A 22,917-nucleotide genomic window follows, 5' to 3' on the forward strand; every position below is an offset into this window, starting at 1 on the left:
GGCAGGCTGCTTCCGAGCGGCGGGCTGCTTCCGGGCGGCAGGCTGTTTCCGGGCGGCAGGCTGTTTCCGGGCGGCAGGCTGCTTCCGGGCGGAAGCGCCGCCTCCAAAAGCCGGAAATAGCCCGGCCTGGGCCGGGAGCGGCGCTGAGCTGTTCTTAAATGAAACTATCTATTGAAAGAAACGCGCAAAAAAGCTGCCTGCCCTTCACAGCACGCAGCCTTCCGCTTATTTCCCTGCTATTTCATCCCATCCTGGCTGAACCAAATCTATATCACAGTATGCCAGGCCGATTTTTTCTTTTTGACGTACCGTTACATGCCAAAAAGAAAAAAATGCTCTCGGCATTTTTCTCTAATGGTGATTTACCCTACACATATGATTAATATTTTACCATTTTTTCTTTTTGGCAGTTTTCTAGCTCTGAAAAGAAAAAAATAACGATACTTCTGCATTAGAATCACCCAGGCAGCTCTCTTTTTTTCGTTTTTGACAGTCCAGGAGCTGCCAAAAAACGAAAAAAGCACTTGTTTTTACATATTTATCCACATCTTCAGCGGCCGGTACCCACGATTGCATTAAGATTTTTTCTTTTTCGTATCAGAAATAGCTGCAAAAAGAAAAAATCAGAGAAGAACCAGATCAATAGCCCGCTGTATGGTTCCTGTGTTCAGAACTCCATTCTTCTCACTGGTGATGATCAGATTATCAAAAGGAACAAACTCGTTTTCCAGATACAAAGATATTTTTTTCGCCGCCTGGCTTGCATACAGCGGGTCGTCCATCATTCCAAAATGCTCCCAATATACAGTTTTATTTCGTCGGACAGATTCCGCTTCGAAGTCCGGTCGTATCATATGGCCTCCCAGATCCAGTTCCGGCTCATAACAGTATGGCACCTTGTTAAGCCGCAGATGATCTGCAATACTGGCTTCTGATTTCGATCTCACCCAAATACCGTCGCCAGTCAGGTGGTGCAGCCCCGATTCCCGAAATGGAGTCCCGCACGTAGCAGAAGGCGCCGGCTCCCCGGCGGGAAGCAGACCGGAGCCAAATCGTCGGAACGCCGCCCCATATGGTTCTTTCAGTGATCTGTATATTTCATCCGCTGTATATTCCCTATATTCCTTATTCACCTTTTCTAAAAACAGAATATCCTGATCCAGCCGCAGATCTCCGGCTTTCAGATACTCGCGGTAGATCAGCGTCCAGATCCCCTGCGGTTCCAGCTTCATCAGTCTTCCGCCTGTATTCGCTCCATAAAAATAGTCCTTCCCCGACGCGGCTCTCTTCCTGACCAGACGTATTTTTCGTTTATTGTAAACATCCGGTTTGTACAGCTCTTCTCCGATCTCCTCTTTCATCATTCTCAGCCGCTTCAGCTCTGCCTGGAGCTCATCCCGTAAACCCATTCCTCTCCTATCCTTACAATCACATGCAGCTTCCGACACGGTCGGTATCGGCACCGTCCTGGTCAGTCCCACGCTCCGCCAGGGAAACCTTCCCGGGCAGAGCCTTGACCAGATTCAACAGCTTATATTCCGAATCTAGATTCATGTCTTCTGACCAATCTCCCAGCCTGATACGGAAACATAGCTGTGCCAAGACCATACAAAGACCGCGCAAAAGGTGCGCGCTTGCCGTTCGCCAGCGCATCTGCGCTAAGACGGCGCGAACAGCCACACTGCCCATCCGCACGCACGAATTCCATATCATTTAATTTAAACCATTATATTACATTATAGATCGTATGTCAACTTGTTCCTTCACGCTTTTCTTTACTCATTTGGCATTCTTCGCGGGATGAAGTGAGCCGCAGCTACTCCGTTCATTTTACAAGGAAACTTGATCTGCGCTGCGGGCTCATATAACCGAACCCCGCTTGGTGATATTTCCTGCACAATGAAAAGACCGGCACGCTGTTTCCACAGACGCCCCGGTCTCTCAGATATAATTCCGTTTTCCTTTATCTTCTGTCCAGCCGCCGCTCTCTATATTGCCATCAAGCCAGCGGAGCGATGAACCGGCAGACAGATTCGCATATGTAATGCCAGCGTCCCCGCTGTTTCCATTCTTCCGCACAGACCTCCCGAGAATCTGCGATATCCCGCATATACTGATCCTTGCAGGTCAGCGCAAATTCCGTGTCGTAGACCAGCGTGTTTACCTCATAGTCCAGCTTAAAACTGCGTATATCCAGATTCGTCGTACCAACAGACGAGACGTGATCGTCGCTGACGAATGTCTTGGCATGCACAAAGCCCTTGTGAAAGTAGACCCGTATGCCGGCGTCCAGAAGATCCTGCACGTAAGAAAGCGCCACATAGTACACGTATTTCTTGTCGGGAATACCCGGCAGCATCAGCCGCACATCGACCCCCGACTGGGCCGCCAGCCGCATGGTCTCAAAGAGCGTTTCATCCGGCACAAAATAAGGCGACTGCATATAAACGTAGTCTTTCGCCGATGAAATGATCTTTATATAACTGTCTTTGTGGGTCTGATACCGGCTGTCGGGACCGCAGGAAATGATCTGAACGCCGGCTGTCCCCGGCTGCGCTTCTTCACCCTCCAAATGGGGGAAATACCGCTCGTTCATCGCTGCGATATTTTCTTTATACAGGGGATCCCGCAGCTTTTTGTTCTGCTTTTCAAGGAAGATCCAGTCTTCCAGGAATCGGAGCTGCAGATCCTGCACCGCCGGGCCGGTCACCCTTACGGAGGTGTCTCTCCAGGGATTCATTTTAGGATACAGGCTGAGATAATCGTCCCCCACGTTGATCCCGCCCGTATAGGCGATCTTCCCGTCGATCACGACCATTTTTCGATGCAGCCGGTAATTCACCAGCAAAATAGTCCGCAGATGGGAGGGAAGAAAACGCTGTACCTTTCCCCCTGCCTCTTCGATGGGCCGGAAATCCCTGCGAAACGTCTTCAGCCAGCCAAAGCCGTCGTAAACGACCTTGACTTCCACCCCCTCCGCCGCCTTTTTCGCCAGCAGATCGACAAAATCTTTTCCGATCTGATCTCTGGTCTTGATGATAAAATACAGCACATGGATCGTCTTTTTCGCCGCGGCGATCTCTTCAAACATCCTCGGAAACTTCTCCTGGCCGTTCACCAGCAGTTCCACTTTATTGTTCCGCGTGTAGAGACAGCCGGAATTTCTGGAGTTCATAACGATCATATCCCGGTACTTTTCCGTTACCGGATCCGTGAACTCCATCTGGTCGTTTCGGATCGCGTTGAGTTCAAAATCCTGAACCTTCATGTAATGATCCTCGATGTCCTTCATGCGGTAGGTCTTTGACATGATCTCCAGTTTATGCGTGCTTCCGAAAAAAAAGTACAATACAAAGCCCGCCACCGGTAAAAAGATCATTACCAGCAGCCAGGCGAAGGTGGTACTCATATCCCGACGCCGGAAAAAGATCAGCGAAAAAATCGAGATCGCATTGATACCATAGATCATAACGGGCAGTACAATGCTCCAAAACATAGCTACCTCCAAACTGCATTCATTTTTATGACTGTTCAGCCTCAGCGATCACCGTCTCCGCCGTCATTCCTCCCAGAAGCCCCCTTTGCGCCGCCTTCGCCAGCCTCATGACCATCGCCTTCTCCAGGAACATGCCCTTCGCCGGTTGTATGCCCGCCGGCTTCATGTCCGCCGCCTTCGCCGGCTGCGTCAACTCCGGCCGCCCCATCTTTTTTTCCGGCGCCCTTCTTCCCTTTTCCCTCTTTTTTCCCCGGTCTCTCTCTCAGGTCCCACACCGGTCCGTTCAGCCCGCCGTGCCTTACGCCCTGCTCCTGACCGTTTATCATGCTGTTAAGCAGATTTCCCCGTTCCGCATCGAACTTTTCCAGCCGCTCCAGGGTATTGTTCCGCTCCGCCAGGTGATCGATCTCTTTTTCAATGCTCTGTGAGATCTTTTCCCTCCGGACCTTATCCTCCGCTTCCGTCTGCCTGATCTCCTCCTCGGTCTTCATCTTTGGTATGAAGCGCCGTGCAAAAGTTCCTTTTCCTCTGCCCTTGATATAGAACATGCCGATGACGGAGAATACCACTGCCCCGATAAAGTTTACGAAAAGATCCGACATGGTATCATAGAGGCCGATATCGATGTATCCGCCGTAGTTCCACGTCTCCCCGTTGACGACGATGCTGTCGATGGGTATGGTCACTGCCACATTCCTCCCCGCAGGGTTGAGCAGAACGGAGGAAATGGATGTCAGGATCGTATCCTTCTGCATATCCGTATGGGTAAAATAATCCATTCCAAACTCAAAAAACTCCCACAGCACGCCCACGGTCATGGAAAAACAAAAAGCCACCAGCGCCACGAAGGCAGGCGACATCTGTACTGAGATCCGTTCATTCTGATTCAGTATATCGATCAGTGAAAACCCGATGGCCGCCATGAGAAAGCCGTTCATGGTGTGCAGCATATCGTCCCATCCGGGATAGTGCAGGTAATATTCGTTGATCTCGCCCATGATCTCCGCCGCGAAGATGAACAGCAGGATGATGACCTCCAGCGTGTTCGGCAACGCGATGTGCAGCTTTCTGTCCACGAATACGGGTATCATGAACAGTACCAGCGTCAGCACGCACAGAAATACATTGTTCCAGTTATCGTTAAATATCTCGGCGATCATCACCAGTATCACAAGAATACGCAGCACGATGTAAAGCACCGTGGTCTTTTTATGTGATCTGGCGTAAGATACGACCTCCTGTTTCGCGTGTTCTCTCTCTTTTTTTCTGTTTCTCAAACCGCAATCCACCTTCTTTCTGATCGGCCGCAGCGCCGGCCCTTTCTGCCCAACCTACCGCAGGCTATGCTGCTAGCAGTACCGCCCGCCGTACCGGGAAGGCCGTACAACACTGCGGCTGCGGGGCCCGACGGGCTCTACCGTTCTGCAGCTCGCCGTACCGGGAAGGCCGTACAACGCTGCAGCTGCGGGGCCCGGCGGGCTCTACCGTTCTGCAGCTGGCCGCCCCGACGGGCTCTCCCGTTCTATAGCCGGCAGCCACGACGGGCCTGCGCTCTGTCGCCGTACCGCCCGCAAGCCTGCGCACCGTTTCATTATTCCTGAATGACCGGCTCATGGGCTTTCGCCCCTGAACCCTTCCGCATCATCCATATAAAATATATTCAAAGGTTCTTCCATCCAACGCCTAACTACATTTTATATGGGTCATGCTCCCGCTTATCCATGGCATGCTGCCGCTCGGCTCCGGGAGAACGCCAAACAGTTCTCCCATAGGTGAAATCTACAAAAAAAATCGATTTTCACCTATTTTCACGGAAAAACAGAGCCGAATAACCGGTATTTTAAAACTAAATAGGTGAAAAGTCATTATTTAAGAGCTTTTCACCTATTTATTAGTTTATTTTATGTGATCTCTCAAAAAAATCTCAGATCTCGCCTATCCGCCGGCGCAAGCCTATGGTCAGTCCGTGTCCGAGACCAGAAATCCCAGATCGCAGACCGCACCGCCGGCGCAGGCCTCTGAGCAGACGCACACATCGGCTTCTGCGCCGCCTCAGAACACAAATTCCGGCGCAGGTCTCAGCGCAGACGCGCACACGCAGCCCGCCGCCGCAAGACACAGACCGCCGCAAGACGCGAACCGCACCGCCAGCACACAGACCACAGCCCGCCGCCGGCGCACAGACCCCCCCCAACACACCCCCCCCGCCGGCCCGAGCCCCGCCCCTGCCCCCGGCCCCGCCGGTCTCTCAAGCCGTTCTGGCCTTATTATACCTGTTTCATGCCCAGCTCAAACGCTTTAATGTTAATTTCCTCAAAGCCTTTTTTCACGTTATCCCGGATGGCCTGCTCCCAGTCGATGCCGGAAATGTTCAGAGCCGCCACCAGAGCGCCCAGCAGAACGATGTTCATGGTCTTGGGATTGCCCAGCTCTTTGGCCAGTTTTCCAGCCTCGAACACGGAAACGTCAGCCTTTCCCTTCAGCTCCTCCAGAATGCCCTGAGGATACTGGGCCGCACCCATGAGAATGGGAACGGAGGGGATCTCGAAATCGTTTACCACCATTTTGCCGCCCATTTTCAGATACTCGATCCAGCGCAGCGCTTCCATCTTCTCAAACGCCACGATGACGTCGGCCTGTCCCTTCCCGATGATGGGGGAGAAGACTTTTTCACCGAAGCGGATCTGTGTGCTCACGTTGCCGCCCCGCTGAGACATACCGTGGATCTCGGACATTTTTACGTCATAGCCCGCCGCCAGAAGACCGGAGGACAAAATTTTGCTGGCCAGTATGGTCCCCTGCCCGCCTACGCCGACAAGCAGTATGTTTTTTGCTTCCTTCATTTATTTTACCTCCTTGATCGCGTCAAACGGGCAGACCTGAGCACAGACGCCGCAGCCGGTGCAGGATTCTTTGTTGATGGTGATGGTATCGCCGGTGTAGATCGCCGGGCATCCCGTCTTGCTGCACATTTTACATTTCTTGCACTTATCCTGATCGATGACGCACTTTTTCGGAGACAGATCGAAGTTATCCTTGTCCTCCTGGGTGAATTTTTTCAGGATGCAGGGCCACTTCGTAATGATAACGCAGGGCTCATCCTTTGACAGCGCCTCGTCCAGAGCTTTGTTCACCTCGTCCAGCTTCAGGGGATTGACCGTATAGATGTTCTCCTTTTTCAGACCGATGGCCTGGCACAGCAGCGGAATATCCACCTCTCCGGTGGGTTCTCCCATGAGAGTCAGACCGGTCCCGGGGTTCTGCTGATGTCCCGTCATGCCTGTGATGCGGTTATCCAGAATGACGGAGACGGATGTTCCTTTATTGTATGCCACGTCCATGAGACTGGTGACTCCGGAGTGGAAGAAGGTGGAGTCGCCCAGCACCGCCACTACTTTTTTGTCGGATCCGGCCTGCTTGAAGATATTGGCCGCGCCGTGCCCGGTGCTGATGCTGGCGCCCATGCAGATGCACGTGTCCATAGCGGAGAGCGGAGCTGCGGAACCCAGCGTGTAGCAGCCGATATCGCCGGTTATCATGATATTTTTTCTCTGAGACAGCGCGTAGAAGAAACCTCTGTGAGGACATCCGGCGCACAGTGCCGGCGGTCTCACCACCGCGGTCAGATCGGACGTCAGCGTTTCCTCCTCCGTGCCGAACACGCCTTTTCTCACCAGATCGGGATTCAGCTCATCGAAGGCCGGAATGACCTCTTTGCCGGTGACTTCAATGCCCGCTTCGCGGATCTGACGCTCCATGTAGGGATCCATCTCTTCCACCACGTAGAGTTTCTTGACCTTTTTGGCGAAGGCTTTGATCTTTTCCATGGGCATGGGGAAGGTGAGACCCAGCTTGAGATAGGAAGCCTCGGGTCCGAATACGTCCTTCGCATACTGATAAGCCACGCCGGAGCTGATCACGCCGATCTCCGTTCCGGCCATCTCTTCCCGATTGAGATCCGTGCTGTTGGAAAGCTCCGTCATCGCAGCCAGGCGGCCCACCAGATTCTTTCTCATGACCTTCCCGTTGGCCGGAGTGGCGACAAACTTCGTGATCTTCTTCTCATAAGGGATCACATCTTTTTCCACCCGGTCCTCATATGTAACGGCGCTCTTGCTGTGGCAGATCCTGGTGGTCATGCGCAGCAGCACCGGAGTGTCGTACTTCTCTGAGAGCTCAAAGCCCAGCTTGGTGAATTCTTTGGCTTCCTGGCTGTCCGACGGCTCCAGCATCAGCAGTCTGGCCGCCGTGGCGTAGTTTCTGTTGTCCTGCTCATTCTGAGAGCTGTGCATGCCCGGATCGTCAGCGGAGACCAGCACCAGACCGCCGGTGACTCCTGTGTAGGCGAAGGTAAACAGAGGATCCGCCGCCACGTTGACGCCTACGTGCTTCATGGCCGCCAGCGCTCTGCCGCCTGCGATGGAAGCGCCGATGGCCGCTTCGAGAGCGACCTTTTCGTTAGGCGCCCATTCACAGTACAGGGAATCCTTGTACTCCGCCAGATTTTCCAGTATTTCCGTGCTGGGCGTGCCGGGATAAGCGGAAGCAAAACGCAGGCCCGCCTCGAACGCGCCCCGCGCGACGGCTTCGTTACCCGTCAGTAAATGTTTCTCTTTCATGTTCTCCTCCATTTCATATGGGCGGCGCGCCTTTCACGCCCGCCGCCTGTTGAACACGCGGACCGCTCTGCGCCGTCCGCTGCGTTTTTACCTATTCCGGACTGCTCACCAGAGCCAGCTTGCGCCGGTACTTTTCCGCCAGCTCAGCCTCGCCCCTGCTTTCGTAGAGCCGCGCCAGCTCCTCCATGGACTCCCCGTGGGACGGCGACAGACTCAGAGCCTTCCGAAAGCTGGCTATGGCTTCTTCCTCCTCGCCCATGCGGGCAAAGCCCACGCCCAGGTAATAGTGAAGGGGCCACCACCCGTCGAAGGACGTCTCCCTGTAGGGAAGCAGCGTGTCCACGCCCTCCCCCCAGCGGCCGGCCAGAATGTGATTGCAGCCGCCTTCTATCTTTATGGGGTCCGTCAGCTGTTCCATGCGCTGGCGGATCTCCTTTTTGTCTTTGCCGTTTTGGGAGTACTTCAGAAATTCCTTCCACACCAGAGCGGTCTTCTGATACAGTCCCAGATTCAGATAGGCGTAGCCCAGGAAATACCACGGCTCCGCAAAGGTGGGATAGATCTGGGTACAGAGCTCAAAATACTCGATGGACTCCGCCTTGAACTGACCGATATAGTTGGGATCGCCCCCCTCCTCAGCCAGATACAGTTCGCGGCAGACCCTGGCGTAGCTGTACATGGCGTGCATATTGTCCGGCGCCAGCACCAGCGCCGCCCGAAAGTGCACGGCGGCGGGCTCGAACTGTCCCTGTTCCGCCTCGTCCCGTCCTTCCCGGATGAGCGCGTCGACGATCTTATCATTGAAATAGTGCCTGATATAGCCGATGTACTGCGGCACATAGGCAAACTGCGGATTGATGCCCATGATCCGGGCCATGTTCTCCGCCACGTGGGCCAGAGGCAGACCTTTGGCGTGGAAATCCACCACGTCCTGGGGCCGCAGGGGTATGGGCACGCCCGTCATCAGCTCCGCCAGCCCCTCCTTTTCAAGATGGCTTTTCTGAAACTCGTCGAAGACAAAATCGTCGGCCAGCTTTTCCAGAAATTTTCCTACCCGGTCCTTTCTCGCAATGAAATCCGGGGCCGTCGGCTTTTTCTGTTCCTTTATCAATCCAGCTCCCATCCTTTTTTCTCAAATTTTTTTACCGCGTCAGGGTTCATGGTCCGTTTCAGGTCTCTCTCCAGCAGCTCGAAGACGATGGTCTCCCGCCTGCCGGGATGATCTTCCAATTCCTCTGTTTTTCCGTTTCTCCAGTGAAAGAAGGCGTAAAGTATGCGGTAAAGATCTTCTTTCCTGTGGGACCGATGCTGATGCCCGGAGACATAATAGTAATTCGCAAGGTCCTGATAAAAATCAAACGGCGTTTCCCAGAGCACGCAGGCCGCCCGCTCTACAGTCTCCTCAAAGCCGCCCCGGTTATAGTACAGATCCAGCACGTTCTCCACCATCTTCAGCCTCGCCAGGCCGTCCGCCGACAGGAACGCGTTTGAGATGACTTCATAGGGCGCCTGTCTGCGAAAGACGTAGCGGTATTCTGCGGTCATGTCCCGCAGCGGCGTGCCGGGCAGCAGCTTGAGAAAACCCAGCTGCAGATCGTGGGGCCTCAGCCGGTAGACGTCGTTAAAGGACTTCTTGAATGTGAGGTAATCCTCGTAGGGAAGCCCGGCGATCAGATCCAGATGAAGATGTACGCCGCCGAAGTTCCTGATGCGCTCCACATTTCTGGCCAGCCGCGGGAAATCGCAGCGGCGGCGGATGCTCTCCAGCGTGGCCGGATTGGTGGACTGCACGCCGATCTCCAGCTGAAACAGTCCCGGCCGGGCTCTGGAAAGCAGCTCAAGCATGGCCTCGTCCATGAGATCCCCGCAGACTTCAAAGTGAAAATTGGTCACACCGTTATCGTTGGTCACTAAATATTCCATGATCTCCGCGCAGCGCCGGGGATCGTAGTTAAAGGTCCTGTCGATGAACTTGACCTGCTTCACCCTCTTGTATATGAAATAGCTCAGATCCGTCCTGACCCGCGACATGGGAAGCGCCCGGATGGTCTTATCCACGGAGGACAGGCAATAGGCGCAGCGGAAGGGACAGCCCCGCACCGATTCGTAGTAGGCCACCTTGTCTTCCTCACAGGGCAGCGTGTGGTAGGGAAACGGTATGCTCTCAAAGACTTCAGGCGCAGCGGGCGGATTGGCGCGGATCCTCTCCTCCCTCCGGAACGCCAGTCCCGGAATGCCCCTGAGATCCGCTTCCGTCTGTGAACGCTCCCCCTGGGCCAGTTCCTCAAGCAGCAGGGAGAAGACCCGTTCCCCCTCCCCCGCGATGAGAAAATCCACAAACGGATGCTCCCAGAGTATGCGTTCCACATCGAAACTGACCTCCGGTCCCCCCAGCAGGATCTTCGTCTCCGGTCTGGCCTTTTTCAGATTCTCAGCCAGATAGAGCGTCCGCTCAATATTCCACACATAGCAGGAAAAGCAGACCAGTTCATAATCCCCCCGGATCAGCTCGCAGAAGATATAATCGTCGTCGTTATTGATGGTAAACTCCCGCAGCTCCGCCGGCACCCGCTTTTCCATCGCCGCCGCGTAGAGATATTTCAGCGCCAGATTGGAGTGGACGTATTTGGCATTCAAGGTTGTCAGTAGCAGTTTCATCGCGGCCTCCCGCCGTTTTTTTTATAACATAGGAAATATCGTCCGAAGACATTTCCTATGTTTCAAAAAAGTTTGCCTTGTGGAAGTGAGCCCGCAGGGCGAATAAGTTTTCTAAGGAAACTTTTTTACATTTACAGCATGCGGAAGTACTCTTCCTTCAGGACGTCAGCGTGTTCCTTGGCATAGCGGATCTGGGACAGCATGCGCTCCTTGTCCTGCGGCAGGTCGCCTTTCAGGGAAAGATAGTTGGAGGCGTGGTTGCTGCGGAATACGCAGGGCCGGTTCACGTTGATATGTTCCAGCATGAGCTCCGTCTCCAGCATGACCTCCTGGGGACTCAGCAGCTGAAACCGTCCTTCCTGGATCTCCTTTGTCAGCGGAGCTCCGGGGCCTGTCATCAGCGTCAGCAGTCCCACGTAGGACGGCTCCATCTCGCTGATCATGGTACCGCTCTCCACGGCGTGCTCCCGCCATCCGTCCCGGCCGGCAAGACCGGAGATAAAGGTGACGGAGGAGGCGATGTCCGCGTCTTCGATCTTGCGCACGGCCTCGATGAGCTCAGCCCGGGTGGAACCCTTGCAGATGGCGCTGAGCACCTTGTCGCTGCCGGACTCCGCGCCGATATAGATGATTCCCACGCCGCTGCCGCGGAGCTCCGCCAGCTCCTCCGGCGTCTTTCTGCGCACATCCCGGGCGGATCCATAGATCCCTACCCGCCGGCACTCGGGAAAGATCCTGCGGATCTCCGCCAGGATCGCCAGCAGTTTTTCGTTTTTCAGGCACAGGGCGTCGCCGTCGGCCAGAAAGATCTTATCCACCCGGCTGTAATATTTGCGTGCCATGCGCAGGTCTTCCAGCACATCTTCCAGCTTTCGCAGGTGAAATTTCTTATCCTTGTACATGTCGCAGAAGGTGCACTTGTTGTGAGCGCACCCCACCGTGACCTGCAGAATATAGCTTCTCGCCTCGCTGGGCGGTCTGAATATATTTCCTTCGTAACGCATCTTACATCTTTTCGGGAGCCTGGATTCCCAGCAGCGACAGACCGTTCTTTATTGTCTGCTTTGCAGCGTAAGTGAGGATCAGCTTGGCTTCCTTCTCCTTTTCATCGTCCACGAGTATGTGCTCGTCGTGATAGAACTTATTGAAACACTGAGCCACGTCCACAATGTGCCGCGTGACCACGGAGGGCTCGTACTTTTCACCGGCATCCAGCACGACTTCAGGGAAGCGGTAGATCAGCTTCGCCAGCTCGTAGGCGCTGTCCCCGCCGATGTAGGACATGTCGGCTGAGGCCGCGTCCGCCAGGGCTTTATCCGCAGCCGCTCCGGCGTTGCGCAGAACGCTGGCGGCTCTGGCGTGGGTGTACTGGACGTAAGGTCCTGTCTCGCCGTCGAAATTCAGCACTTTATCCCAGGAGAACACATAGTCCTTGATCCTGTTGTTGGAGAGTTCCTGGAACATGACCGCGCCGATGCCCACCATCTGAGCGGTCTCGTCGATACACTCCGTGTTGACGTTCTTCTCTCTGATGACTTCCTTGGTCTGCTCCACCGCCCGGTTGAGCACGTCTTCCAGAAAGACCACGCGGCCGTGGCGGGTGGACATGGTGCCCTCCTCCAGGCTCACCAGCCCGAAGGGTACGTGGATGCAGGAACGGGCCCAATCGTAGCCCATGAGCTCCACCACCTGGATCCACTGCTGAAAGTGCAGGTTCTGCTGGGAAGCGACCACGTAAATGTTCTTATAGAAATCATAGGTCTCTTTTCTGTATACGGCGGCGGCGATATCTCTGGTTATATACAGGGAAGAACCGTCGCTCTTGGTGATCAGCGCCGGGGGCAGTCCGTATTTTTCCAGATCCACGATCTGGGCGCCCTGAGAATCTTCAAGCAGCCCTTTTTCCTTCAGTTCCTGCAGGATCCTGGGCATCTTGTCGGAATAAAAGCTCTCTCCTGCATAGGAATCGTACTCGATCCCCAGCATCTTGTAGACCCGGCTGAATTCCTTCAGACTCTCGTCCCGGAACCACTGCCACAGCTCTGTCTCTTCTTTCTCGCCGTTTTCCAGCCTGGTGAATACGGCTCTCGCCTCGTCCTCCAGCGTGGGATCCTTTTCCGCCTCCTCATGGAATTTGACGTAATAACTCAGGAGCGTCTTGATGGGCTCGTTTATGACGTCTTCCTTTTTCCCCCACCGTCTGTAGGCCACGATCATCTTGCCGAACTGCGTTCCGTAATCGCCCAGGTGATTGATGCGGATCACATTGTAGCCCAGGAAGGAATAGATCTTGTTGATGGAATTTCCGATGACGGTACTTCTGATGTGACCGATGTGAAAGGGCTTGGCGATGTTCGGAGAGGAAAACTCCACGACCACGGGGCGGTTTCCGCCCACGTCGCTGGCTCCGTAGCGGTCTTTTTCACTGATGACCGCCTCCATCACCTCTCTTGTGAATTCCGCCCGGTCAATGAACATATTCAGGTACGCGTTTACGCTCTCCACTTTTGCAAAGAGCGGATCTCCAGCGATCTTTCCCGCCAGCTCCGCCGCGATCTGGGCCGGCGCCCTGCGCATGGTCTTGGCCAGGCGGAAGCAGGGAAACGCGTAGTCCCCCATCTTGCTGTCCTGCGGGATCTCAATGAGTTTTGCGATCTCCGACTGGTCCAGTCCCTCGATATGGCCGGCCAGCAGACCCGCGATTTTTTCTTTCATGTTCAGCATGACACTATCCTCCTATTTTATCACCTTTTCAGCTTCCACGAATTGTTCGATAAACTCCTCCTCCGTCATGACCGGAATGCCTTTCTCCTTCAGGAGAGCGGCGAAGAGACCGTCTCCGTCCACGGTGACTCTGCTGAAAGTCCCGTCGTAGACTTTTCCCGATCCGCAGGAGGGACTGCGCGCTTTCAGTATGGCGAGAGTCAGCTCTTCTCCGGCTTCCTCCGCCTTTTTTCGCGCCCGCTCATAGGCTTTTTCCGCTCCCCGCTGAAACGCCTCCGTCAGGTCCTCTCCAAAGGGATTTTTCACCCTGCCCTGCTGCAGTTCGGCCGGGGGCCGTGGTGCTTCCAGGCCTCCCATGGTCTCCGGGCAGACGGCTACGTAGCTTTTTCCTTTCAGATAATCCTTCAGCGCCGAGACGGTATTCGTTCCTCCGTTGTACTTGCACGGTATCCCCACCAGACATCCGCTCACTATATACATATTGCACCTCTCTATGGTCGCTCGATCAGATACGATCCGACTTTATTTGATCGTGACGATGGTGACTCCGTCGCCGCCCTCGTTATACGCTCCCTTTCGGAAGCTGTCCACGTGTCTGTGGCGGCGGAACATCTGCGCCAGCCCTTCCTTGAGGATGCCCGCGCCCCGCCCGTGAATGACGGTGACCTCGTGCAGCCCTGCCATGAAGGCGTCGTCCAGATATTTATCCACCAGCATTTCCGCCTCATCCAGATTCTTTCCCACAACATTGATGCTCATGGAGACGCTCTGGGCTTTACTTCGGTACATGGCGCCGAAACGCGTCTTTTTCGCATCCTTCTTTGAACCGTTTTCCCTGATGACGGAAATATTTTTAATATTCACAGTGACCTTCAGCAGCCCAACCTGAACTTGAAGATCTCCCTTGTCGTCGGGCAGCGTCAGAACGTTGCCCTTCTGGTCCAGGCTCAGCACCCGCACCCGCATGCCGGGCTTCAGTTCGCCCGGTCTGACCGGATCGGCGTTCTCCTGTACCTCCACCTTATCCTGATAACGCCCGGAAACTTCTCTGATCCGTTTTCTTGCGTTCTCCTGTCTGCGGTTCCGCTCGGCGGGGTCTTTGACCCGCTCCAGCTCCCGCAGCTCCTTCTGCACCTGATCGGCGAACTCCTTGGCCTCCCGCAGCATATCTCTGGCTTCTTCTTTGGCCCTGGACAGGATCTTTTCCCGCTGCTCCGCAAGTCTCTGCTCCCGCTGCTCCAGCGCTTCCTTCTGCTTTTTCATGGCCAGATTCAGGGCGATAGCCTCGTCTCTCTCATCCTCCGCCTCTTTCTTGTCCTGCTCGATCTTGGTGATGACGTCCTCAAACTCGATGTCGCCCTTTTCCAGCAGCGTTCTGGCGTGACCGATGATGGACTGAGACAGGCCCAGCTTTCGGGAGATCTCGAAGGCGTTTGACTTGCCGGGTATGCCGATGACCAGCCTGTAGGTGGGCGACAGCGTCTCCACGTTGAATTCCATGGAAGCGTTCTGCACGCCCGGGGTGGAGATGGCATATTTTTTCAGTTCCGTGTAATGGGTAGTGGCGATGGTCTTCGCCCCTCTGTCTCCCAGATATTCCAGTATGGAGATGGCCAGGGCCGCTCCCTCCGTGGGGTCCGTCCCCGCTCCCAATTCATCCAGCAGTACCAGAGTGGCATCGTCCGCATCCTCCGCGATTCCCACGATGTTTTGCATGTGGGAGGAAAAGGTGGACAGGCTCTGTTCGATGCTCTGTTCATCCCCGATGTCCGCAAAGACTTTGGCGAACACCGGCATCTCCGTCCCCCCCAGAGCGGGGACGTGCAGACCGCTCTGAGCCATCAGCACAAACAGTCCGACGGTCTTCAGCGTTACGGTCTTTCCTCCCGTGTTGGGACCCGTCACCACCAGCGTGTCGTAGTCCTTCCCCAGCGCAACGTTGATAGGGACTACCTTTCTGGGATCGATGAGGGGATGGCGCCCTTCCCTGATCCGCAGATATCCTCTGTCGTTGATCAGGGGCTCCGTGGCCCGCTGCGCCGCGGCCAGCTTGCCCTTGGCAAAGATAAAATCCAGCTGTACCAACAGCTTCTGATTGCTCTGAAGCTCTGCGGACGCCCCTCCGATCCGGGCGGAGAGCTCGGACAGGATACGGTGCATCTCCTTCTTTTCCGCCAGCTCCAGCTCCCGCAGCTCGTTGTTCATATCCACCACGGCCTGAGGTTCGATGAACAGCGTAGCGCCTGTGGAAGACTGATCGTGGACGATGCCGGGGAACTTTCCCCGGTTCTCCTGCTTGACTGGAATAACGTAGCGGCCCTGCCGCATGGTGACGATGGCGTCCTGCAGCAGCGCCCTGTTTTCCGATGAGGATAAAATGCTGCTGATCTTGGCCCGCAGACTGTCGTTCTGGCGCAGAATGCTTCTGCGTATGCGGCGAAGCTCCGGACTTGCGCTGTCCGCCATCTCGTCCTCGGACAGGATACAGCGGTCGATCTCCTCCTCCAGCGCCTTCTGCGCGCTGATCAGCTGCGCCAGCTCTCCGATGATGGGAAGCTCCGGCAGATCTGAAGTCAGAAAGGATCTTGCGTTTCTGGCCGCCTGCAGGTTGTACAGCACCTCCAGCAGCTGCTTCATAGTCAGTACGCCGCCTTTTTCCGCCAGGTGGACCCAGCCGGAAACGTCGTAAAACCCGCCCAGAGGCAGCGCCCCTTTATGCATAATAACGGAAACCGCTTCCGTGGTTTCCGCCAATGCGTCTTTTATCTCATGTATATTTTTATAAGGCGCAAGCTTCCCGATGCGCTCTTTTGTCATCGGGGAAGCCGCCTGTTCGCCTAAAAGGTCGATGATCTTGTTGTACTCCAAGACCCTGAAGGCCTTCTCATTCATATATCTGTTCTCCCGTTTACGGGCTCACCGTCTTTTTCAGACGGTCCAGCTCGCCCTTCAATTGAATGTTCTCCATCTGAAGGTCAAAAAAGCTGCTTTCCACATCTTTGCACTTGGCTTCCAGCTCCTTTACCAGAGCGCTGTTCTCGCTGCTGTTGCCTTCCTGACTGGCCAGCTTCTTCTCCAGCTCCTGATTCTCGGCCGTAAGACGCGCGCACTTCTTTTCCAGCTCCGTATACGCATTTGAGAGGTTCGTCAGCTCCATGATCTTTTCGCTGACAGTTTTCTGCAGCTGGTCCTTCTGCTCCAGGCTGCTCTGCGCCTCCTGCTTATACTGCAGAAAGTTTTTCTTCGCCTCGTCCCAGAGCTCTACGTAATGCTGCGTGTCCTTCTCCAGCTGAGCGCTCTTGCTCTGCAGCTGAGCGGCCATAGACGCCGCGGAAAAATAATCGTCCGCCGCGTTGACCGCCGCCAGCACTGCCAGCGCCGAAGTGGAGCCGTTGGGCAGAGCGGCGGCTACCTCGTGCATCTTGGAATCCACGTAGTCCGCCACCCGCATGATGTGTTCCCGGGACATCTCGCCGGAAACGATGTATTCCTGGCCGTAGATCTTGACCGTGACCTTGTTTACTTCTCCCATGGGACCGCCCTCCTAAATCTGCTTACATTTCACGGAGCTGAGCGCCGTATTCGTCCCGCAGACCGCCGAGCACTCTGTCGTGCACCTTGGACACTTCCTCATCCGTCAGCGTGTGATCCTGCGCCCTGTACACCAGGGTGAAGGCCACGCTCTTGCTTCCCGGAAGGATCGGCTTTCCTCTGTATACGTCGAAGAGAGCAACGCTCTCAAGCAGCTTCTTTCCTTCTTTTTTGATGACTGCTTCCAGCTGAGCCACCATGATCTCTTCTTTCACTACCATGGCGATATCCCGCTTGATGGAGGGATATTTGGGCAGCGGAGAATAGAGTTTCTCCGTGTCCGCCAGCTGGCAGAGTTGGTCGAAATCCAGTTCTGTGCAGAGCACCCGCGTTCCGATCCCGTACTTTTCCGCCACGTCGGGATGGATCTCGCCGATGATCCCCAGTTCCCTGTCGCCGGCGAAGATCTTCGCGCAGCGGCCGGGGTGGAAGGTCCCCACATTTTCCTCCGGACAGAAGCACAGTTCCCGGATACCCAGCTTGTAAAGCATCTCGCTCAGGATCCCCTTCAGAGTAAAGAAACTCTCCTGCTCGCCGTAGCAGGCGGCGCAGAGCATATCCTTTTCCTCCGGCAGCGGGTCCTCCAGATGGTGATTGTTGATAAATGTATTTCCCAGCTCAAATGCCCTCATGGCCAGCGTGTTTCTGGAATAGTTTCTCCCAAAAACCTCCAGCATATTCGGGATCAGCGTCGTTCTCATAACGCTGGTATCCTCTCCCAGAGGATTGATGAGCTTGATCAGCTTTCTTCCCTCCGCATCGTCTGCCATGCGGATGTTGTCCAGGCCCTTCGGACTCACGAAACTGTAGGTCTGGATCTCGTTCATGCCCAGTCCCAGCAGCGCGTCCTTGGCCATGTCCCGCAGCCGCTGCTTTCTGGACTTTTTCGCCTCGTCGTTGCTCCTGGGCAGCGTCACGGGGAGTTTGTCGTAGCCGTACATTCTGGCCACTTCCTCCACGAAATCCACCTCGGTCAGCAGGTCCTGCCGCACCGTGGGAGGCGTGACGTTCATGGTGTTGCCCAGACGGGAGACCTTCATCTCCAGACTCTCGAATATCTCCTCCATCTCCTTTGCGGAGAGCTCCACGCCCAGCATGGCGTTGACCCGTTCCGCCCGGACCTTGACGGACTCTGCCCTGTATTCCTTCGGATAGACGTCCACCGTTCCCCTGAGCACGGTTCCCGCGTTCAGGATCTCGATGAGACGGCACACCCGGTCCACGGCCTGTACGGTCAGATTGGGATCGATGCCCTTCTCAAAGCGCGCGGATGCTTCCGTGCGCAGTCCCAGTCTCTTCGAGGTCGCCCGGACGTTGTCCCCGTTGAAATTGGCGCCCTCTACCAGGATCATGGTCGTATCTTCCTCGATCTCCGAATTCAGACCGCCCATGATGCCCGCGATGCCGATAGCTTTCTCCGCATCCTTGATCATCAGCGCGTCCCCGGTCATCGTCCTCTCCGTGCCGTCCAGCGTGGTGAACGTTTCGCCTTCCTGGGCCGTATCTACGATGATCTGGTTTCCCGATACCGTGCGGATGTCGAAGGCGTGCAGGGGCTGGCCGTATTCCAGCATGACGTAGTTGGTAATGTCCACGATATTGTTGATGGGACGCATGCCCGCAAAGATCAGACACTTCTGCAGCCACCAGGGGGACTGCTCGATCTTGATGTCCTTCACCACTCTGGCCACGTACCGCCGGCAGTACTCCGGCTTTCTTATCTCCACGCTGATGAAATCCTTCGTCTTTTCCGCGCCCTTTTCCTCGCACTTCGTGTCGGGATAGCGAAGCTCCGTTCCAAACGTGGCCGCCGCCTCCCTGGCCATGCCGATCATGGACAGGCAGTCGGGACGGTTGGGCGTGATCTCGAAATCCACCACCGCGCATTCCAGTTCCAGCGCTTTTACGATATCCGTGCCTGCAGGGTACTCCCGATCCAGGATCCAGATCCCGTCTCTGTGGGCCACGGGCACGACCTTGTCCTCGAAGCCCAGCTCGGAGCAGGAACACAGCATGCCGTTGGATTCCACTCCTCTCAGCTTGCCTTTTTTGATGGTGACCCCGCCGGGCTGCTTGGGCTGACCGTGCAGCGGTCCCGGGATCCTGCTTCCGTGGAGAGCCACCGGTACGTAATCCCCCACGCTGATATTCGCCGCGCCTGTAACGATCTGCACCGGCTCGGACGCTCCGGTGTCGATCTGCGTGATCACCAGCTTATCCGCGTCGGGATGCTTTTCGATGGAGAGGATCTTTCCCACCACCACGTTCTCGATGCCCTGACCGAAATATTCCACAGTCTCCAGGTTGGAGCCGGACATGATCATCCGGTCGCAGAACTCATCCACGCTGACGTTGACGTCTGTATATTCTTCTAACCATTTAACAGGTACTAACATAATTGATTGCCTCCTCTGATCTATTTGAACTGCTGGATAAAGCGAACGTCGTTTTCGTAGAGCAGACGGATATCGTCCACCTCATATTTCAGCATCGCGATCCGCTCTACACCCATGCCGAAGGCAAAGCCGGTGTATTTCTCCGTGTCCACGTGTCCCACGGACAGTACGTTGGGATGGACCATGCCGCAGCCCAGGATCTCGATCCAGCCGCTGCCCTTACACACCTTGCATCCCTTGCCGCCGCACTTGAAACAGGATACGTCCATCTCTGCGGACGGCTCCGTAAACGGAAAGTGATGAGGGCGGAACTTGGTCTTTGCGTTAGAGCCGAAGAGCTGCTTGGCGAAAGCGTCCAGCGTTCCTTTCAGATCCGCCATGGAGATCCCTTCGTCCACCACCAGTCCTTCGACCTGATGGAACATGGGCGAATGGGTGGCGTCCGGCGTATCGCAGCGGAAGCACCGGCCCGGCGAGATCACCTTGATGGGCGGATCCTGCTTCATCAGCGTGCGCACCTGCACCGGAGACGTCTGCGTCCGCAGCAGCACATCCTCCGTGATGTAAAACGTATCCGACATGTCTCTGGACGGATGGTTTTTCGGCGCGTTCAGCGCGTCGAAATTGTGAAATACGGTCTCGATCTCCGGTCCCTCGGAGATGGAAAAGCCCATGCTCATAAAGACGCGGGATATCTCGTCGATGGTGATGGAGATCAGGTGCTTCGTCCCCAGGGGGGTAACGACGCCCGGCTCCGTCACGTCGATTTTTTCTTCTTTAAATTTCAGAGCTCTCTGCATATCCTTGAAGGCAGCGAATTTCTCATCCAGCAGGCGCTCGATCTCTGCTCTGGCGCTGTTGGCCGCCTGACCCATGATCTTTCTCTCTTCCGGCGAGAGCTTGCCCATGCCGCGGAGGATCTCCGTGATCCTTCCCTTCTTGCCCAGAAGCCGGACGCGCATCTCTTCCACTTCCGCCACGGCCTTCGCCGCAGACAGCTGCTCCCGCGCTTCTTCCATTATCGCCTTTAACTGATTCTGCATTGTCTATCCTCCATTTCTTTGTCTGACTGTTTCATACATCAATATGCCGGCGGCCACCGCCGCATTCAGGGATTCCAGATTCCCCGCCATGGGGATGGACAGGAGGCCGTCCGCCTCCTCAAGGAATTCGGCGCAGACGCCGTTTCCCTCGTTTCCGATGACCAGTGCCAGCTCGCTCTTCAGATCGCACTCATAGTAGAGCCGGCTTCCGTTCAGAGCGGTCGCGTAAACTTTTTTATGATTTCTGTGAAGCAGCTCCAGCGCCTGCCCCGGCGTGCCGCAGAAGTACACGGGCAGCCGAAACAGCGTGCCTGCGCATGCTCTCACCACCTTGGGACTGTAAATGTCTCCGCAGCCGGACAGGAGCAGCGCTCCTGAAAAGCCGGCTCCGTCCGCGGTCCGAAGCGCCGTCCCCAGGTTTCCCGGATCCTGCAGCCGGTCGAGGACCAGAATGTTGCCGTTGGATCTCCGCCCGCAGGGGGCTGATGAACGCCCAAACAGTTCTTCCTCCGTCCAGGTCCGTTTTTTCACCACGGCCATGACGCCCTGAGGGGTGTCCGTCTGCCCCAGGCGGTCAAAGAGACCGTCCGCCAGAAGCAGCACCTCCGGCCGGGTCTTTGGCCCGCCCTCCGCGCCGCCGCGCTCCAGAAGATCCAGCAGATCGCGGTACTCGCCGGTGTTCCTCAGCCCCGCAGGCAGCTCTCCGGGCCCGCATCGGCTCTCCCGGCCGGAAAACGCCGATCTCCTGAAAAGGACCAGCTCCGGGTCCACTCCGTTTTTCAGGGCTTCCATCAGCAGATTCGGTCCTTCTATGATGTAGCGCCCCTGCTTATCCCGCTGTTTTTTTCGGGTAAGCGCGGCAAAGTTTTTTACTTTTGAATTGTCCGGTGATGATATTTCCCGCAAATTCAAGCGTATTGTTCCTTTCCATTTTTCACGCGGAACACGCTGCGGTCTTACGCCCGCAAACGCCGGTTCCGATCTGGGAGAAGACTTATTGAAACGGCTGAAACCGGCCGCACGGATGGCTGCCGGTTTCCCCTCTCCTTGCTCTCTCCGGCAAAGTCCGGGCCTTCGCCCCTGATTCGCCGCTTTCTCCAAAAGAAGCCGGTATCACAACCGGCTTCTCATCCATACATGTGTAGAGCCAGACTCATGGCCGCCGCGGGTTCTTCACCCTGCCGGCCGGACTTAGAGGTTGCTCATTTTATCTCGTTTCAGGAAAGTCGGTATCTCGAAAGCCTCAGTCATCCTCTTTGTGAAGGAATCTTCCTCTTCAGCCGCTGCCGCCGGCTCCTGCTCATGGACCGGACGTTCCGTCTGAGTCTCCTCGGCGAATTTGCTGTTGATCTCCGCTCTGGCGTCCGAACTCTCCTTGCTGCCCGCCATCAGAATATCCGTCTGCCTGTCCTCAAAACCCGTGGCGATGACCGTGATGATGATCTCGTCCTTCAGTTCTTCTTTGACCGACGCTCCGAAGATGACGATGGCGTCTTTGTCCGCAGCCTGTTCGATCTGGTCGGCGGCCTCGTTGACCTCCAGCATTCCCAGATCGTATCCGCCCATGATGTTCAGCAGGATCGCCTTGGCCCCGCTGATCGAAGTCTCAAGCAGCGGACTTTCGATGGCGTCCTTGACCGCAGCGGCCACCCGGTCTTCGCCGGCGCCTCTTCCCACGCCCATGTGGGCGATCCCGCGGTCGCTCATGACTGTCTTCACATCGGCGAAGTCCAGATTGATGAGTCCCGCCTCTGCGATCAGATCCGAGATTCCCTGAACGCCCTGCTTCAGCACTTCGTCCGCCATGCTGAACGCCTGGACCATGGTCGTGTTTTTATCCGCGATCTCCAGCAGCTTGTCGTTTGGTACTACCACGAGGGAGTCTACATATTTTTTCAGGAACTTGATGCCCAATTCTGCGTGTTCTCTTCTCTTTTTGCCCTCAAATTTGAAAGGCCTGGTGACCACGCCCACGGTGAGGATGCCCTGATCCTTCGCCGCCTTGGCCACGATAGGCGCGGCTCCCGTTCCCGTTCCGCCGCCCATGCCGGCGGTGATGAACACCATGTCCGCTCCGGCGATAAATTTTTCCAGGTCGTCGATATTCTCTTCCGCGGCTTTCTGTCCCACCTCCGGGTTGGCGCCGGCGCCCAGCCCCTTTGTCAGTTTCTCTCCGATCTGGATCTTGGTCTCCGCCCTGGAACCTGCCAGAGCCTGCTTGTCCGTGTTGATCGCCATGAAGGTGACGCCCTTCAGGCCTGTCTCTATCATACGATTAACGGCGTTGCTTCCGCCTCCGCCGATACCAATTACTTTTATCTGTGCATTTTTCTCTTCACTAACTTCAAATTGTAACATCAAAGTAACCCCCCGTTACCAAAATAATATTA

Annotated in this window: 16 protein-coding genes; all 16 read right to left on the reverse strand. The window is 55.7% G+C overall.

What is annotated here, in order from left to right; translation table 11 throughout:
* Positions 1-623: 623 nt before the first annotated feature.
* Positions 624-1,409, reverse strand: a complete 786-nt coding sequence (locus tag E0E37_RS17725) for a hypothetical protein (protein WP_130864301.1) — start codon at positions 1,407-1,409, stop codon at positions 624-626.
* A gap of 590 nt (positions 1,410-1,999) precedes the next feature.
* Positions 2,000-3,496 carry a cardiolipin synthase gene (cls, locus tag E0E37_RS17730; protein WP_130864302.1) on the reverse strand — a complete coding sequence of 499 codons (1,497 nt, stop codon included), beginning with the start codon at positions 3,494-3,496 and terminating at the stop codon, positions 2,000-2,002.
* 41 nt (positions 3,497-3,537) lie between these two features.
* Positions 3,538-4,773 carry a hypothetical protein gene (locus E0E37_RS19135; protein ID WP_330548599.1) on the reverse strand — a complete coding sequence of 412 codons (1,236 nt, stop codon included), beginning with the start codon at positions 4,771-4,773 and terminating at the stop codon, positions 3,538-3,540.
* Positions 4,774-5,763: 990 nt separating this feature from the next.
* Positions 5,764-6,339 carry an indolepyruvate oxidoreductase subunit beta gene (locus E0E37_RS17745; protein WP_130864303.1) on the reverse strand — a complete coding sequence of 192 codons (576 nt, stop codon included), beginning with the start codon at positions 6,337-6,339 and terminating at the stop codon, positions 5,764-5,766.
* Positions 6,340-8,115 (reverse strand): indolepyruvate ferredoxin oxidoreductase subunit alpha, encoded by a 1,776-nt coding sequence (gene iorA / locus E0E37_RS17750; protein ID WP_130864304.1) that lies wholly within the window; start codon positions 8,113-8,115, stop codon positions 6,340-6,342.
* Between the two features lie 91 nt (positions 8,116-8,206).
* A complete protein-coding gene (locus E0E37_RS17755) occupies positions 8,207-9,226 on the reverse strand; it encodes a tetratricopeptide repeat protein (protein WP_130864305.1) in 1,020 nt (339 codons plus the stop codon).
* A complete protein-coding gene (locus tag E0E37_RS17760) occupies positions 9,223-10,773 on the reverse strand; it encodes a B12-binding domain-containing radical SAM protein (protein ID WP_130864306.1) in 1,551 nt (516 codons plus the stop codon). The genes E0E37_RS17755 and E0E37_RS17760 overlap by 4 nt, the downstream gene beginning before the upstream one ends.
* A 131-nt stretch (positions 10,774-10,904) precedes the next feature.
* Positions 10,905-11,777: a radical SAM protein gene (locus E0E37_RS17765; protein ID WP_130864307.1), complete on the reverse strand. Its 873-nt coding sequence runs from the start codon at positions 11,775-11,777 to the stop codon at positions 10,905-10,907.
* Between the two features lies 1 nt (position 11,778).
* A complete protein-coding gene (argS, locus tag E0E37_RS17770) occupies positions 11,779-13,497 on the reverse strand; it encodes an arginine--tRNA ligase (protein ID WP_130864308.1) in 1,719 nt (572 codons plus the stop codon).
* A gap of 12 nt (positions 13,498-13,509) precedes the next feature.
* Complete coding sequence (locus E0E37_RS17775; protein ID WP_130864309.1) at positions 13,510-13,977, reverse strand: DUF523 domain-containing protein; 468 nt, start codon at positions 13,975-13,977, stop codon at positions 13,510-13,512.
* Between the two features lie 42 nt (positions 13,978-14,019).
* Entirely contained in the window at positions 14,020-16,389 is a 2,370-nt protein-coding gene (locus E0E37_RS17780) for an endonuclease MutS2 (RefSeq protein WP_130864310.1), read from the reverse strand.
* Between the two features lie 16 nt (positions 16,390-16,405).
* The gene (gene zapA / locus E0E37_RS17785) at positions 16,406-17,029 is read right to left on the reverse strand and encodes a cell division protein ZapA (RefSeq protein ID WP_130864311.1); all 624 of its coding nucleotides are present in this window, start codon (positions 17,027-17,029) and stop codon (positions 16,406-16,408) included.
* 22 nt (positions 17,030-17,051) lie between these two features.
* Positions 17,052-19,484 (reverse strand): phenylalanine--tRNA ligase subunit beta, encoded by a 2,433-nt coding sequence (gene pheT, locus E0E37_RS17790; protein WP_130864312.1) that lies wholly within the window; start codon positions 19,482-19,484, stop codon positions 17,052-17,054.
* 20 nt (positions 19,485-19,504) lie between these two features.
* The gene (gene pheS / locus E0E37_RS17795; RefSeq protein WP_130864313.1) at positions 19,505-20,527 is read right to left on the reverse strand and encodes a phenylalanine--tRNA ligase subunit alpha; all 1,023 of its coding nucleotides are present in this window, start codon (positions 20,525-20,527) and stop codon (positions 19,505-19,507) included.
* 3 nt (positions 20,528-20,530) lie between these two features.
* The gene (locus E0E37_RS17800) at positions 20,531-21,439 is read right to left on the reverse strand and encodes a TrmH family RNA methyltransferase (protein WP_130864314.1); all 909 of its coding nucleotides are present in this window, start codon (positions 21,437-21,439) and stop codon (positions 20,531-20,533) included.
* Between the two features lie 279 nt (positions 21,440-21,718).
* Positions 21,719-22,885, reverse strand: coding sequence for a cell division protein FtsZ (ftsZ, locus tag E0E37_RS17805; protein WP_130864315.1), 1,167 nt, complete (start codon positions 22,883-22,885; stop codon positions 21,719-21,721).
* Positions 22,886-22,917 lie beyond the last annotated feature (32 nt).

The sequence above is a fragment of the Bacilliculturomica massiliensis genome (assembly GCF_900605495.1).
Classification (GTDB): domain Bacteria; phylum Bacillota; class Clostridia; order Peptostreptococcales; family Anaerovoracaceae; genus Bacilliculturomica; species Bacilliculturomica massiliensis.